At 68.7% G+C, this 13252-nt stretch carries 15 protein-coding genes and 2 pseudogenes; 9 read left to right on the forward strand and 8 right to left on the reverse strand.

Annotated elements, in window-relative coordinates; all coding sequences use genetic code 11:
- Window positions 1–679 precede the first annotated feature (679 nt).
- Window positions 680–1135, forward strand: a complete 456-nt coding sequence (locus ASD21_RS06790) for a hypothetical protein (RefSeq protein WP_056438582.1) — start codon at window positions 680–682, stop codon at window positions 1133–1135.
- A complete protein-coding gene (locus tag ASD21_RS06795; protein ID WP_056438585.1) occupies window positions 1132–1329 on the forward strand; it encodes a hypothetical protein in 198 nt (65 codons plus the stop codon). Before ASD21_RS06790 ends, ASD21_RS06795 begins: the two co-directional genes overlap by 4 nt.
- Window positions 1330–1335: 6 nt before the next feature.
- On the opposite strand, the gene ASD21_RS06800 is transcribed toward ASD21_RS06795, so the two are convergent.
- Entirely contained in the window at window positions 1336–1800 is a 465-nt protein-coding gene (locus ASD21_RS06800) for a DUF4112 domain-containing protein (RefSeq protein ID WP_056438588.1), read from the reverse strand.
- Between the two features lie 89 nt (window positions 1801–1889).
- Entirely contained in the window at window positions 1890–2351 is a 462-nt protein-coding gene (locus ASD21_RS06805) for a DUF4112 domain-containing protein (RefSeq protein ID WP_056438591.1), read from the reverse strand.
- A 209-nt stretch (window positions 2352–2560) separates the two neighbouring features.
- On the opposite strand from ASD21_RS06805, the gene ASD21_RS06810 reads away from it, so the two are divergent.
- The 3 genes and pseudogenes from ASD21_RS06810 to meaB all read left to right on the forward strand — a co-directional run bounded on the left by ASD21_RS06810 (window position 2561) and on the right by meaB (window position 4007).
- The gene (locus tag ASD21_RS06810; RefSeq protein ID WP_056438632.1) at window positions 2561–2878 is read left to right on the forward strand and encodes a heavy metal-binding domain-containing protein; all 318 of its coding nucleotides are present in this window, start codon (window positions 2561–2563) and stop codon (window positions 2876–2878) included.
- 32 nt (window positions 2879–2910) lie between these two features.
- A pseudogene (locus ASD21_RS25205) lies at window positions 2911–2990 on the forward strand (hypothetical protein); the annotation flags it as partial.
- 33 nt (window positions 2991–3023) lie between these two features.
- Window positions 3024–4007 (forward strand): methylmalonyl Co-A mutase-associated GTPase MeaB, encoded by a 984-nt coding sequence (meaB, locus tag ASD21_RS06815; RefSeq protein WP_056438593.1) that lies wholly within the window; start codon window positions 3024–3026, stop codon window positions 4005–4007.
- Window positions 4008–4139: 132 nt separating this feature from the next.
- Here meaB and phaH read toward each other — a convergent pair whose 3' ends face one another.
- The 3 genes from phaH to rlmJ all read right to left on the reverse strand — a co-directional run bounded on the left by phaH (window position 4140) and on the right by rlmJ (window position 7018).
- Window positions 4140–4838 (reverse strand): phasin PhaH, encoded by a 699-nt coding sequence (phaH, locus tag ASD21_RS06820; RefSeq protein WP_056438596.1) that lies wholly within the window; start codon window positions 4836–4838, stop codon window positions 4140–4142.
- Between the two features lie 84 nt (window positions 4839–4922).
- Window positions 4923–6200 (reverse strand): chromate efflux transporter, encoded by a 1278-nt coding sequence (chrA, locus tag ASD21_RS06825; RefSeq protein WP_056438599.1) that lies wholly within the window; start codon window positions 6198–6200, stop codon window positions 4923–4925.
- Window positions 6197–7018, reverse strand: coding sequence for a 23S rRNA (adenine(2030)-N(6))-methyltransferase RlmJ (rlmJ, locus tag ASD21_RS06830; protein ID WP_056438603.1), 822 nt, complete (start codon window positions 7016–7018; stop codon window positions 6197–6199). The genes chrA and rlmJ overlap by 4 nt, the downstream gene beginning before the upstream one ends.
- Window positions 7019–7160: 142 nt before the next feature.
- Here rlmJ and ASD21_RS06835 point away from each other — a divergent pair, with 142 nt between their 5' ends.
- Complete coding sequence (locus ASD21_RS06835) at window positions 7161–8171, forward strand: DNA topoisomerase IB (protein WP_056438606.1); 1011 nt, start codon at window positions 7161–7163, stop codon at window positions 8169–8171.
- A 143-nt stretch (window positions 8172–8314) separates the two neighbouring features.
- On the opposite strand, the gene ASD21_RS06840 is transcribed toward ASD21_RS06835, so the two are convergent.
- The 3 genes from ASD21_RS06840 to ASD21_RS06850 form a co-directional block, all read right to left on the reverse strand.
- Window positions 8315–9577, reverse strand: a complete 1263-nt coding sequence (locus ASD21_RS06840) for an RNA polymerase sigma factor (protein ID WP_082554653.1) — start codon at window positions 9575–9577, stop codon at window positions 8315–8317.
- Window positions 9574–9978 carry a YciI family protein gene (locus tag ASD21_RS06845; RefSeq protein ID WP_235523772.1) on the reverse strand — a complete coding sequence of 135 codons (405 nt, stop codon included), beginning with the start codon at window positions 9976–9978 and terminating at the stop codon, window positions 9574–9576. The genes ASD21_RS06840 and ASD21_RS06845 overlap by 4 nt, the downstream gene beginning before the upstream one ends.
- 128 nt (window positions 9979–10106) lie before the next feature.
- A complete protein-coding gene (locus ASD21_RS06850; RefSeq protein ID WP_056438610.1) occupies window positions 10107–11096 on the reverse strand; it encodes a helix-turn-helix transcriptional regulator in 990 nt (329 codons plus the stop codon).
- Between the two features lie 93 nt (window positions 11097–11189).
- Between ASD21_RS06850 and ASD21_RS06855 the strand changes: the two genes are divergently transcribed.
- From ASD21_RS06855 to ASD21_RS06865, 3 genes and pseudogenes are all read left to right on the forward strand, one after another.
- Window positions 11190–11534 (forward strand): hypothetical protein, encoded by a 345-nt coding sequence (locus ASD21_RS06855; protein ID WP_056438612.1) that lies wholly within the window; start codon window positions 11190–11192, stop codon window positions 11532–11534.
- A 282-nt stretch (window positions 11535–11816) separates the two neighbouring features.
- Window positions 11817–12588, forward strand: a pseudogene (locus tag ASD21_RS06860) (flagellin).
- Window positions 12589–12962: 374 nt separating this feature from the next.
- A partial coding sequence (locus tag ASD21_RS06865; protein WP_442856950.1) for a flagellin occupies window positions 12963–13252 on the forward strand: 290 nt, incomplete at its 3' end.

Below are 13252 nucleotides of genomic sequence, written 5' to 3' on the forward strand. Positions count from 1 at the left end.
TCGACCACCCCCGAAAGCCGCATCGGTCGCCGTACGTGCGCCCTCCCCGTGCCTTCAGGTGGGAGCATTATGCGGGTGGTTTGGAGGGTGAGGATCAAATCGGGTCGAGAAAGTTTAGCGCGTTGATTTTGCAGGACTTTGATCGCTATGCACCGAGCATAGATCCCTTTTTTCACCGTCATCCTCGGACTTGTTCCGAGGACCCCGCGTTCAGTCGAGCTGTCGGTTCAATGGCGGGCCGGCCCGCCACCCCACGGCTTTCGCGGCGGAGGCAGGGGTCCTCGGAACAAGTCCGAGGATGACGGACGTGGGGGGTGTTGAAAGCCCGCCCGCAGCGGCGAGGCCGCGCCTTGAAACCTTGATGGCGAGCCTGCTCTGTCGTCTGGCCGGGTCAATGACCGGCCTCCGGCCGGCCGCCCCGCGGCGGCCCTTCGGGCCGTCATTGACACGGCCAGACGACAGAGCTCCGATCCACCAAGGCTTTAAGGCCGACTAGGGTCGATTTGAACCCATCATCTCCCTGCCGAAAGCGGACATGGCATGATTTAGGGTCGACCCCAATCGCCCCCTCCAAACCCTGCACCGCCTCTTGATCACATCTCCCAAGAGACCCCGCCAAGGGACACACGGCAACGGCGCTGGATGAGGCCTCCCGACCTCAACCACCAAGGCCCCGCCCATGCTCCCGCCGCCCGCCCGCGAGACGACCACCTTCTCCCGCATCGTCGCCGCGATCGTCTTCGCCTTCGCCTTTCCCGCCCTGGTCCTGTCGCAGGCGATGATCTGGACCGACGACGCCACCGCCTTCGCCCAGCGCGCCGCCACCGCCGCCTCGGCGGCGATCACCGCCCTGCCGTTCGGCGCGGTGCTGGGGTGGCCCTACGTGTTCTGCGCCGCCTGCGCCTGGGCCTGCCTGCATCAGTTCGGGCGGCATCACCGAAGCCTGGCCGCCATAATCGGCGCCGCGACGGGCGTCGCGGTCGCCATCAAGCTGATCGGCCTGCAAGCGGCCGACGTCGTGCTGCTGTGGCCGCTGAGCGCCGTGCTGGGCCTGCTCACCGGCCTTGGCGTCTGGCAGATCGCCTATGGCCGCCGCCAGCGTTCGTCCGCGCCGCGCAAGGCCTCGCTGGCATGACGGCGCTTCCCCGGGTCGGCCTGGCCGCCGCCTGCGTCGCCGGCCTGCTCGCGACGACGTGGTGGGTCAGCCGGGAGCTCGAGGCCGACGCCTGCCTCGACGGAGGACACGTCTTCGACTGGCGTCACGGTCGATGCGATTTCGTGGCCCAGCGGCTTCAGGGCCCTGCCCGGTGGTACGATCGCCTGTTCTGAGCGCGCCTACCGCCGCCCCTGCTTCACCTTCCGCTTCTTGCGGGTCTTGGCGTCGATCTCGTCGGGCAGGCCGTGCCTGGACTCGATGTCCTTCTGCAGGGCCTTGGCGGCCATCAGGTGGCCGGGGAACAGGGTGTCGACGGCCCAGCCCAGCACCGGCACGGTGTCGGACAGGTTGTCGGCGGCCAGATAGGCGGCCATCCGCGCCAGGGTCGCTCCGGAGGCCCCGGCCTGCATGGCGTGGTACAGCAGCACCCCGCCGGCCCCCAGGCCATAGGCCAGGCCCACGCCCGGCACCCAGGCCAGCACGCCGTCCAGACCGATGCCGAACGGCCCTATGCCGATCAGCCGGTCGGAGAGCCGCTTGATGGTCTCGGCGTGGCGCCAGGCCTGGTGCGCCTTGTGGCGATGGCTGGAATGCCCTTCGTCGACGACGTAGCCCTCGACGGTCTGCGCGGTGCGTTCGGTCATGCCAGGGTCAACGCGCCTCCGCCCCAATGGTTGTCTTCAGCCTTACGTCGGTTGTTTCGACAACCGGCCGCCGTTCTTCGGGACAACGCCTAGCCCAGAAAGACGACCCGCCGCTTTTCCTTGCCGGCCCGGATGCGCTCCAGCAGGTCGCGGTACTCGGCGGTGCCTTGCACCTCCTTGCGCGTGCCCTCGAAATAGATCGTGTCGTCCATGTGGTTGGTCAGCATGTCGGCCGACCACTTGTGGCCGGTGAACAGCATGTCGGCCACCTTGCCCACGCCCGGCACGGCGCCGGCCACGGTGTCGACCAAGATGATGGCCATGATCTGCACGACGATCATCGGCGCCGAGCGGGCGCGGACGGCGTCCCAGACGATCAGCCCGCCGGCCCCCAGGCTGTAGAGCTCGCCCGCCCCGGGAATCCAGGTCAACAGGCCGTCCAGACCGATGCCCAGCGGACCCACGCCGACCACGTTGTCCGACAGCTTCTTCACCCGCGCGACGTTGTTGCGGATGTTGTGCAAGTCGAGATGCGATTTGGCGAAGATCACCCGGCGGCCCCCAGAAACGGTACGGCTTCAATCTGCCTTAACCATGGGCGCGCAGGAAGTGGCTACGGCGCAGTTTCGCGTGTTACGCGAAAGCGGTCCGCAAATCGCTCGCGCCTTGAGGGAGCCCCTCGCGAAGACGGCCGTTTGTGCTTAAGTTAATGGCCGGCGCCGACATGGCGAAGGCTGGCGCGGCTGACGAGGACCTGTCGATGCTGATCTCGACCACCCCCTTCATCGAAGGACGGCCGGTCCAGGACTACAAGGGCGCGATCTACGCCCAGTCGATCCTTGGCGCGAACGTGGTCCTCGACCTGATGGCCGCCATCCGCGACTTCATCGGCGGCCACTCCAAATCCTACGAACGGGTTCTGGCCCGGGCCCGCGAGGACGCGATGAAGAACCTGGTCAAGGAAGCCGAGAAGCTGGGCGCCAACGCGATCGTGGCGGTCGATCTCGACTACAACACCGTGGGCCCGCACGGCTCGATGATGATGGTTTCGGTTTCCGGGACCGCGGTCGTCCTCTAGAGCCGAAATCCTCGTCCCCCAAACGTCTTTGGCGACAAGCTCAGGATGAGGATTTCTACTGAAGGGCCTTGCCAACAGCCCTCATCCTGAGCTTGTCGAAGGACGAGGGCGGCCCCACGGTCGTCACCCCTGTTTCGGCAACGCCTTGAATTCACCGATCGACATCGCCGACCTCGAAACCCGCCTGGTCGCCGGCGACCGCGCCGCCCTGGCCCGCGCCATCACCCTGGTCGAGAGCCGTCGCCGCGATCACCGGAAGGCCGCCCGCGCCCTGCTGGAGCGGCTGATGCCGCGCACCGGCGGCGCTCAACGGATCGGGATCACCGGCGTGCCGGGGGCCGGCAAGTCGACCACCATCGAAGCCTTCGGCACGATGCTGACCGCCGCCGGCCATCGCGTGGCGGTGCTGGCGGTCGATCCGTCCTCGGGCCGCCACGGCGGCTCGATCCTCGGCGACAAGACCCGCATGGAGCGGCTCAGCGTCGATCCCAACGCCTATATCCGCCCCTCGCCGTCGGGCGGGGTGCTGGGCGGGGTGGCCCGCAAGACCCGCGAGGCCATGCTGCTGTGCGAGGCGGCCGGCTTCGACGTGATCATCGTCGAGACCGTGGGGGTGGGCCAGTCCGAGACCGTGGTGTCGGACATGGTCGACATCTTCCTGGCCCTGCTGATCCCGGGCGGCGGCGACGAGCTGCAGGGCATCAAGAAGGGGTTGATCGAGCTGGCCGACCTGCTGGTGATCAACAAGGCCGACGCCGATCCGGCCAAGGCCGAGCGCTCGGCCCGCGACTACCGCAACGCCCTGCACATCCTGACCCCCGCCTCGCCCGACTGGACGCCGCCGGTGCTGACCGCCTCGGGCCTGACCGGAGCCGGTCTCGACGGGCTGTGGACCCAGATCCGGCGTCACCGCGAGATCATGACCGCCAACGGCGCCCGCGCGGCGCGCCGCGCCGACCAGGACAGCCGCTGGATGTGGGCCATGGTTCAGGACCGGCTGGCCGAGGCCTTCCGCGAAGCGCCGGCCGTGGCGGCTATCGCGACGGAGGTCGAACGCGCGGTGCGGGCCGGAGAGCTGCCGGCTTCAGCGGCGGCCGACCGGCTGCTGGCGGCCTTCGGGCTTGAGTGACGCAGTGCGTCCTTCGAGGCCCGCTGCGCGGGCTCCTCAGGATGAGGAATTCAGAGCCAGCTCACTTCCCTCATCCTGAGGTGCGTAGCGAAGCGAAGCCTCGAAGGACGCACGGCCTCGCCGCCGGGTGATCTACGCGCCCGCCAGCCGCTTGGCCTGGGCGACCCAGGCGTCCCGCTCGGCGCGCCCCTTGAGGTTCAGCTTGGCGTCGAAGTCCGCCAGGTCTTGCGGTCCCCAGGCGGCGATCTCGGAAAAGCGGGTGACGCCCAGGTCGGCCAGCGAGGCGGCCAGCTTGGGGCCGATGCCGACCAGCTGGGTCAGGTCGTCGCCGACGGACTTGACCTGTTCGACGGCGGCTTCGACCACGGGTTCGGCCGCCGCCTTGACGGTTTCGGCTGTCTCGGTCGCCACGGTTTCGGCGGTGTCGAGCGTCTCGCGCACGGCCTCGGCGACGGTTTCGGTCACCGCGGTCGCGGCCGCCGTGACGGGCTCGGGCGTCTCCAGCTCGATCGGCGCCAGGATCAGGGCCTCGGTGACAGGATCGATCACCGCCTCGATGGCAGGTTCTGGGGCGGGTTCGGAGACGGGTTCCGGGGCGAGTTCGGCGGGCGCGACGGGCTCCGACGTGGGCGAGGTCTTGGCCAGGGCCGGCGCTATCAGCGCCTCGACATTGATCGCCTCGCGCCAGCGCGCCGACCACCACCACCAGGTCGCCCCGGCCATGGCCGCGCCGCCGAACATCAGCCACAGCGGCGAAGCCGCGCCGGCCATCAGGTTCGGGCCCTTTTCGACATCGATCTTGGGCATTTCGGGAAGGAACGACAGGGTCATGGTGGCCGAGCTCCAACAACCGTTTGTTGCAGTGCAGCATAACACGGTTTTAGACTTCGCGAGTCGCAAAATCGTGCGTTGGGCTCAAATCAGTCCGGTCGCGCCCAGCGCCAGGCCGGCGGCGACCATGACGCCCACCACCGCCAGGACCGGCGCGCGCAGGGCGAACACCAGGCCGCACGCCAGGGCGGTCAAGCAGGCCGCCGGCAGGTTGGCGCTGGCGAGGTCCGGCAGCTCGGCCCGCAGCGGTCCGCAGGCGTGGACCGCCCCGGCCCGGAACAGCAGGTGGATGGTGAACCACACGGCCAGATTGGCGATCACCCCGACGGCGGCGGCCGCCACCAGGGCCAGGGCGCGGGCCGGGCGGGGGCGCGACCGCAGACGCTCGAAGAACGGTCCGCCGGCGAAGATCCACAGGAACGACGGCGCGAAGGTGGTCCAGGCGGCCATCAGCCCTCCCGCCAGGGCGGCGGCCCAAGCCCACTCCGGCGGCGCGCTCTGATAGGCGCCGACGAAGCCGACGAAGACCAGAACCAGCACCAGCGGTCCCGGGGTGGTCTCGGCCAGGCCCAGCCCGTCCAGCATCTGGCCCGGCGCCAGCCAGCCCAACGTGCTCGCCGCCTGGCCGACATAGGCCAGGGCCGCATAGGCGCCGCCGAAGCTGACCACCGCCAGGACGCTGAACACCCCGCCCATCCTGGCCAGGGTCGATCCCGGCGAGACGGCCAGGGCCAGCAGCACCGGCGCCAGCCAGACGGCGAGGCAGACCAGGGCCGTGCGCCAGGGGGTCCGCGCGCTCGCCTCGGGCGGTTGAGCGGCGACCACGCCGCCGCCCAGCGCCCAGCCGACCGCGCCGGCCGCCAGGATGATCAGCGGAAACGGCAACACGGTGAAGGTCAGGGCGGCGAAGGCCAAGCCGGCGGCCCACCAGCCGGCCACGCCCTTGATCGCCCGACCGCCCATGCGGAGCAGGGCCTGAAGCACCAGGGCGACCACCGCCGCCTTCAAGCCCAGCAGGGCCGGCCCGGCCCAGGTCGCCTGGCCGTGGGCGACATACAGCGCCGACAGTCCCAGCATCACCGCCAGGCCCGGCAGCACGAACAGCAGCCCCGCCGCGATCCCGCCGCGCACGCCGTGCAGCCGCCAGCCCAGCCAGGTGGCCAGCTGCTGAGCCTCCGGACCCGGCAGCAGCATGCAGAAGCTCAGGGCGTGGGCGAAGCGCTCCTCGTCGATCCAGGCGCGCCGTTCGACCACCTCGCGATGCAGAAGGGCGATCTGGCCGGCCGGACCGCCAAAGCCCAGGCATCCGACCTTGAGCCAGACCCAGAACGCCTCTCGGAAGCTGGGCCGGCCCGCGGTCACGCGCGCCAGATCCGCGCCTTGGCTCCGGCCTTGCCGAGATTGTCGGCCAGCCAGGTGGTGATTTCGGCGATCGCGCCTTCGGCGGACTTGGGCGCCCCCACCATGACCATCGCGCAGCCGTTCATCTTCATCGGGTCCGTCAGCGGCCTCAGGCGCAGCTCCGCAGCTAGCGCATTGTTCGTGACGGTTTCCATCGCCCGCATGAAGGCGTCGAAGGTTTCCAGGTCCTTCAGCGGCATCCAGGCGGCGATGACGGCGCCTTTGTCCCTGGCCAGCACCGCCTTGGTCGTGGCGACGATCTGGGCGTAGTCGTCGCTGCGCTCGAACGGCGGGTCGATCAGCACGAACGTCCGCCCCCCTTTCCCCGCCCGCGCGGTCGCCGCGGCGTAGCCGTCGTCCTTGATCGCCTGGGCGAAGGCGTAGGGCGCCAGCGTCCGGCGCAGGCTGTCGAAGTCGTCGGGCCGCAGTTCGCAGGCGGTGTAGCGGTCGGTCTTGCGCAGATGCCCGGCGATCAGCAGCGGCGAACCCGGATACAGCGCGCCCGCGCCGCCGCCGTTCAAGGCCCTCACCGCCGTGACCAGGGGCGCGAACACCGCTGGAACGTCGGTCATTTCCAGCAGCCGCCCGATCCCCGCCGCCGCCTCGCCCGAGCGCTGGGCCATGTCGCCGCCCAGGTCGTAGGCCCCGGCGCCGGCATGGGTGTCGATCACCGACAGCGGCGTCTCGTCGGCCGCCAGGGCCTTCAGCAAAGCCAGCAGGATCGCGTGCTTCTGCAGGTCGGCGAAGTTGCCGGCGTGGAAGGCGTGTCGGTAGTTCATGTCTGGCGCGTCGCTCCCGGAACCGGCGCTCCGTCTATCACGTTGCCAGAGAAACTTGGGGCGCAGATTAGGGTTGGGAGCGAGCAATGGCCCAGGAATACTCGGCAAGCGACCGCCGCCGCCTCGTCGAGCGGTGACCGCCATGCCCCGCGACACGCTGCAAACCACATCCGCCGAACGCACGCTGCTGGCCTATGTCAACGACCAGGAGCAGGGCATCCGCCGCCTGCGTCACGGCAAGGGCTTCTCCTATGTCGACGAGGACGGCCGCCCGGTGAAGGACGAGGCGACTCTCGCGCGCATCAAGGCCCTGGTCATTCCGCCGGCCTGGACCTGCGTCTGGATCTGCCCCGACCCCAACGGCCACATCCAGGCGGTCGGCCGCGACCAGAAGAACCGCAAGCAGTATCGCTACCACCCCGACTGGCGCGCCGATCGCGACGCGCGCAAGTACGACCGCATGGCCGCGTTCGGCCGCGCCCTGCCCCGGCTGCGCCGGCGCGTGGCCGCCGATCTGTCGCGCCGGGGCCTGCCGCGCGAGAAGGTTCTGGCCGCCGTGGTCAGCCTGCTGGAGCTGACCCTGATCCGGGTCGGCAACGACGAATACGCCAAGACCAACAAGAGCTTCGGCCTGACGACCCTGCAAAAGCGCCACCTGAAGCTGGCCGGCGGCGGGGCGGTGTTCGAGTTCAAGGGCAAGAGCGGCAAGATGCACAGGACCGGCTTTCGCGACCGTCGCCTGGCCCGAATCGTCGCCGCCTGCCAGGACCTGCGCGGCCAGCGCCTGTTCCAGTACCTCGACGAGGACGGCCAGCGGCGCGCCGTCGAGAGCAGCGACGTCAACGACTACATCCGCGCGGCCTGCGGCGACGACTTCTCGGCCAAGGATTTCCGCACCTGGTACGGCTCGCTGGCGGCGCTGGAAGCTCTCAGCATGAGCCCCAAGCCGGAGACAAAGACCGAGGCCCGGCGCACGCTGAACACCTGCGTCAAGGCGGTGGCCGGCCTGTTGGGCAACACCCCCGCCGTCTGCCGCGCGGCCTATATCCATCCCAAGGTGCTGGAGGCCTTCGAGACCAGCCGACTGCCCAGGCGGCGAGCTTCGTCGCCCAGGGCCAGGGAGCTGGCCCTGCTGAAGCTGGTGGCGGCCTAGGGCTGATCGGCATTCGGCTTCGGAAGCGAAAACCTCGTCCTTCGACAGGCTCAGGATGAGGTTTCCTACTGCTACCGCCTGCTCTTGGTCCTCATCCTGAGCTTGTCGAAGGGCGAGGACCACGCACCGCGCTTGGATGTCGATCAGACCTTGGATCCTTCCGCCAAGCGGGCGGCCTTTTCCAGAAGATAGCGCTGCTCGGGCGCGCTGGCCGTCAGCGCGGCGGCCGCCCGATAGGCCGCGATTGCCTCGTCCCTGTCCCCGGCCATCTCCAGCAGATGGGCCCGCACCGCCGCCAGCCGGTGATGGCCGACCAGGCGCTTGTCGCCTTCGAGCTCGGCCAGTCGGCGCAGGCCGACACGGGGCCCTTGCGCCATGGCCAGGGCCACGGCGTGGTTCAGCCGAACCATCGGATTGTCGGCCATCCGCTCCAGCAGGCCATACAGCGCCAGGATCTGCGGCCAGTCGGTGTCCTCGGCCCGGGCGGCCTCGTCGTGGACCGCGGCGATGGCCGCCTGCAGTTGGTAGGGCCCGACCGCGCCGCGAGCCAGACTGGCCTCGACCAGGGCCACGCCCTCCGCGATCGCCGCCGCGTCCCAAAGCCCGCGATCCTGGGCGGCGAGCGGGATCAGCTCGCCGTCCGGACCGGTCCGCGCCGGTCGCCGGGCGTCGGTCAGCAGCATCAGGGCCAGCAGGCCCGCCACCTCGCCGTCGTCCGGCAGCAGGGCCCGGACGGCGCGCGCCAGCCGGATCGCCTCGAGCGCCAGGTCGGCGCGCTGCAGATCCGGACCGGCGCTGGCGGCGTAGCCTTCGTTGAAGATCAGATACAGCACGTGCAGCACCGAGCGCAGCCGATCGGCCCGCTCGGCGGCGTCGGGGGCCTCGAACGGCACGCCCGAGCCCCGGATGCTCTGCTTGGCCCGGCTGATCCGCTGGCCCATCGTCGCCTCGGGCACGAGAAAGGCGTTGGCGATCTCGGCCGTGGTCAGGCCGCCGACGGCCCGCAGGGTCAGGGCGATGGCCGATGACGAGGTCAGGGCCGGATGGCAGCACATGAACAGCAGGTTCAGCGTGTCGTCGCGCCCGGCCAGGGCGTCCAGGTCGTCGGCCGGCGGGAAGACGACCGCAATGTCGTCCTCGGCCGCCACCGTCTCGCGTCGCCGCCGGGCGACCTCGCGGCGGATCTGGTCGATCATCCGGCGCGAGGCGACCTGGACCAGCCAGCCGCCAGGATTGCTCGGCACGCCGCTCTCGGGCCATTGGCGGGCGGCGGCCAGCAAGGCCTCCTGCACCGCGTCCTCGCCGGCGGCGAAGTCGCGGTGGCGCCGGACCACGGCCGACAGAACCCGCGGCGCCAGGTCGCGCAACAGGTCCGTCGTCTGACGATCCAGCGCCGTCGTGGTCACATCTCCTCGCCGCTGGGCGACATCACCCGCCGCACCTCGACCGGGAAGTTCAGCGGCTTGCCGCCAGGCCCGGGGCCTTCCGACCAGCGCGAGGCGATGTAGTAGGCGCGTTCAGGCGTCTCGACGTCCACGATCACGTAGCCGGCCAGGAACTCCTTGGTCTCCGGAAACGGACCGTCGGTCACCTCGGGTTCCTCGCCCTGACGGGCCCGCACGAACCGCGCGTCCTCGGGAGGCAGCAGGCCGTGGGTCACGACCATCTCGCCCGAGGTGATGAATTCCTCGCGGAATTTGCGCAGGTGCTCCATGTGAACCTGGATGTCCTGGGCGGGCCAGTTGCTGATCATGTCGGTCCTCCACTCGGACAGGGGAAACTGCATCATCAGGATGTACTTCATCATCGGTCCCTTCGGTTGGAGCGCCGTCCTCCCGGCGCTTTCGAGGGCAAGTCGGAGCCGTTCGGTCATTCTCGACATGGCCTCGCGGACTTTTCGAGCCCCGTCGTTTCCGAGCCGCTTCCGGCCGGATTTCAGGCCCCGCCGCCCTCGTGCGCCTTCAAAGCCATTCGCAACTCCTCGACCATCATCTCGCGCAGGCCCGGCGGCGAGACGATCTCGACCGCGTCGCCCCAGGTGAACAGGTGCCAGGACAGCTCCAGCATGCCGCTGGCCCGGAAGGTCACGGTCACCGAGCCGTCCGGTTCCTGGGTCACGGTCTGGTTGGGATGGAAGCGCCAGCGCAGGGCGTCATCGGCGCGAGCCGGTCCGACGCGCAGCACCACGTCCTCGATCGGGCCGTGATAGATGCCGAAGCTCTCGTCGGCGAAGGCCTGCAGCGAAAAATCCTCCGGCGGCGGAGCCGGCTCATCCAGCGCCGCGACGGCCTGCATGCGATCCAGGCGGAAGGTGCGCGGGCGAGGGTCCTTGCCTTCGGTCGCCACCAGGTAATTGCTGTGGCCGAACAGGATGCCCAGGGGCGTCACCTTGCGGGTCCGGCCCGGCGCGCTGCCGCCCTCGTAGCGGAACGACAGGGCCTGCAGCCCCTTCACGGCCGTGCGGATGGCCGTCAGCACCTGTTCGCTCTCGAACGGACGGGGACCGGGATGGACCGCGATGGTCTCGGCCTGGACCAGGGCCTCGACATCCGGCGCCACCTTGCGCCGCGCCGCGCCGCGCAGGGCCGACAGCAGCTTGCGCTCCAGGGCGTACAGCGCCGCCGCCCGGCCCTCGGCCCCGCCGGCGGCATAGTTGTCGGCCGCGGTGCGCAGGGCCGCCAGTTCCTCGGCGGTCGGGGTCTGGAACAGGCTGTCCAGGCCGGAAGGGATGCGGAAGCGCTTGGTCGGCGGATCCTCGATCGCCTCCATCTGCGGGAACGCGGCCCAGACCGCGTCGCGCATCCGCTCGGCCGTGCGCCGGCCCACCTCCATGGCGCGGGCCATCTCGTCCAGCGTCATGCCCTCGGACGATCCGGCCAGCATCCGGGCCAGATCCAGCAGTCGGGTCGCCTTGTCGTGTCGCATGGCGAACCTATACGACCGTTTTTGACGCAGTACACCCGCAAAAGGGAGCCTGAAGAAACCCGCCGGGCAGAAGGCCCGATCTGGAGCCCTCGCATGAACCGCCTTCTCGCCCAGAACTGGCAAGTCTCCCCCGTCAGCGCCGCCATGATCTCGGCCGTGCTCGACTTCGCCGACATTCATCGCGATCTGGGCGGCGGGCGCACCCTGCTGCGGCTGAGCCCGGAGCGGGCCCTGCGGGCCGACATCATCCTGCTGCTCGGCCGCGACGCCGAACGCGCCGCCGACATCGGCCTGGTCTGGAACGATCGCGAGGATCAGATCGTCCGGATCATCGACGACGCGGCCTTGCGCGCCTCCCGGCAGGCGGCCTGGGAAGAGGCTTTCGACCTTTTCGACGCCGACGACCGCGACGTGGCGCCGCACCGTCTGTGCGCCTGACGACGGACGCCGGACATTTGGTCGCGGGCGCGATCGGCCCCGCCAGGCCGGGCGGCGACTTCTCCCCCTGTATTTACAAGCTTTCGGAAGATACTGCGTCAGATCGACGCACCATGGCAACGCCAACAACATGACGCAGCATAATTTGCCTACCTCATAGCTTTGACCGCGAACAATATTCCTGATTCATCCATTTTTTACGCTGCGACGACACCCTGGTGACGAGCAAAACGCTCCCGGCAGTCAAAATGACGTCGGACACCTTGAATAGGAACACGTCGGATGCCGCTGAATAGCGTCAACACCAACGCGGGCGCGATGATCGCCCTGCAAAACCTGAACTCGACCAACAGCGAACTTCAGGTCACGCAACAACGCATCAACACCGGCAAGAAGGTCGCCAACTCCAAGGACAACGGCGCGATCTGGGCGATGGCCAAGGTCCAATCGACCACCGCCGGCTCGCTGAACGCCGTGAAGGACTCGCTGCAACGCGGCCAGTCGACCATCGACGTGGCCCTGGCCGCCGGCGACACCGTCACCGACCTGCTGGGCAAGATGAAGGAAAAGGCTCTGGCCGCTTCCGACACCTCGCTGAACACCGCCTCGTTCAACGCCCTGGTCTCGGACTTCACCTCGCTGCGCGACCAGATCACCAAGGCCGTCACCAACGCCAAGTTCAACGGCGTCTCGATCGCCGACGGCTCGACCACCAAACTGGCCTTCCTGGCCAACTCGGACGGCTCGCAGTTCACCGTCAGCGCCAAGACCATCTCGCTGGTCGGCCTGGGTCTGACCGCCGGCTCCTCGTTCACCGACGCGGCCACGGCCAAGACGATGATCGGCACGATCGACAAGGCCATGGGCACGGCGACCAACAAGCTGGCYTCGCTGGGCACCAGCTCGACCGGCCTGGACACCCACCTGACCTTCGTCGGCAAGCTGCAAGACAGCCTCGACGCCGGCGTGGGCAACCTGGTCGACGCAGCTGGGCGTGCAGGCGCTGTCGATCGCCAACCAGTCGACCCAGTCGGTCCTCAGCCTGTTCCGCTAAACGGTTCGGTCTGCAAGTTCAGCACCTTGAAGGGCGGGTCTTCGGACCCGCCCTTTTTCTTTGCGCGCTCGGCCCGACTAGACTCGCCCCACGACGGACCGCCCTCCACCAGATGTTGTATTTCAAGGACCAGTCGGCCAGGCGACAGAGTCAACGACAGATTAAGATCCGGCCGTGGGACTCTCGATCAAAAGAACTCGATTCAGGACCGATGACTTCTCCGAATCGAGATGCTTAACGCGGCGTTGTCTATGCTGCGAAAATAACTGTGACACTTTCACATTATCGAAAGCACGACCGTGGACACTGGCGATGAGCAAAATGCTCCCGACCGTCAAAATGACGTCGGCCACCTTGAATGGGAACTCGCCGAAATGGCTCTGAACAGCATCAATACGAACTCGGGCGCGATGATCGCCCTGCAAAACCTGAACTCGACCAACAGCGAGCTTCAAGTCACGCAGCAACGCATCAACACCGGCAAGAAGGTCGGCAACGCCAAGGACAACGGCGCGATCTGGGCGATGGCCAAGAACCAGTCGTCGACCGCCAGCTCGCTGAACTCGGTGAAGGACTCGCTGCAACGCGGTCAGTCGACCATCGACGTGGCCCTGGCCGCCGGCGACACCGTCACCGACCTGCTGGGCAAGATGAAGGAAAAGGC

This window comes from Caulobacter sp. Root1455, from assembly GCF_001426905.1.
GTDB lineage: Bacteria > Pseudomonadota > Alphaproteobacteria > Caulobacterales > Caulobacteraceae > Caulobacter.

Excerpts from the sequence above, each read along its gene's own strand:
- ASD21_RS06790 (WP_056438582.1), top strand. The coding sequence starts at position 680 with ATGCTCCCGCCGCCCGCCCGCGAGACGACCACCTTCTCCCGCATCGTC.
- ASD21_RS06845 (WP_235523772.1), bottom strand. The coding sequence starts at position 9,978 with ATGATGAAGTACATCCTGATGATGCAGTTTCCCCTGTCCGAGTGGAGG.
- phaH (WP_056438596.1), bottom strand. The coding sequence starts at position 4,838 with ATGACCCTGTCGTTCCTTCCCGAAATGCCCAAGATCGATGTCGAAAAG.
- ASD21_RS06835 (WP_056438606.1), top strand. The coding sequence starts at position 7,161 with ATGCCCCGCGACACGCTGCAAACCACATCCGCCGAACGCACGCTGCTG.
- rlmJ (WP_056438603.1), bottom strand. The coding sequence starts at position 7,018 with ATGAACTACCGACACGCCTTCCACGCCGGCAACTTCGCCGACCTGCAG.
- ASD21_RS06800 (WP_056438588.1), bottom strand. The coding sequence starts at position 1,800 with ATGACCGAACGCACCGCGCAGACCGTCGAGGGCTACGTCGTCGACGAA.
- ASD21_RS06810 (WP_056438632.1), top strand. The coding sequence starts at position 2,561 with ATGCTGATCTCGACCACCCCCTTCATCGAAGGACGGCCGGTCCAGGAC.
- ASD21_RS06850 (WP_056438610.1), bottom strand. The coding sequence starts at position 11,096 with ATGCGACACGACAAGGCGACCCGACTGCTGGATCTGGCCCGGATGCTG.
- ASD21_RS06795 (WP_056438585.1), top strand. The coding sequence starts at position 1,132 with ATGACGGCGCTTCCCCGGGTCGGCCTGGCCGCCGCCTGCGTCGCCGGC.
- ASD21_RS06855 (WP_056438612.1), top strand. The coding sequence starts at position 11,190 with ATGAACCGCCTTCTCGCCCAGAACTGGCAAGTCTCCCCCGTCAGCGCC.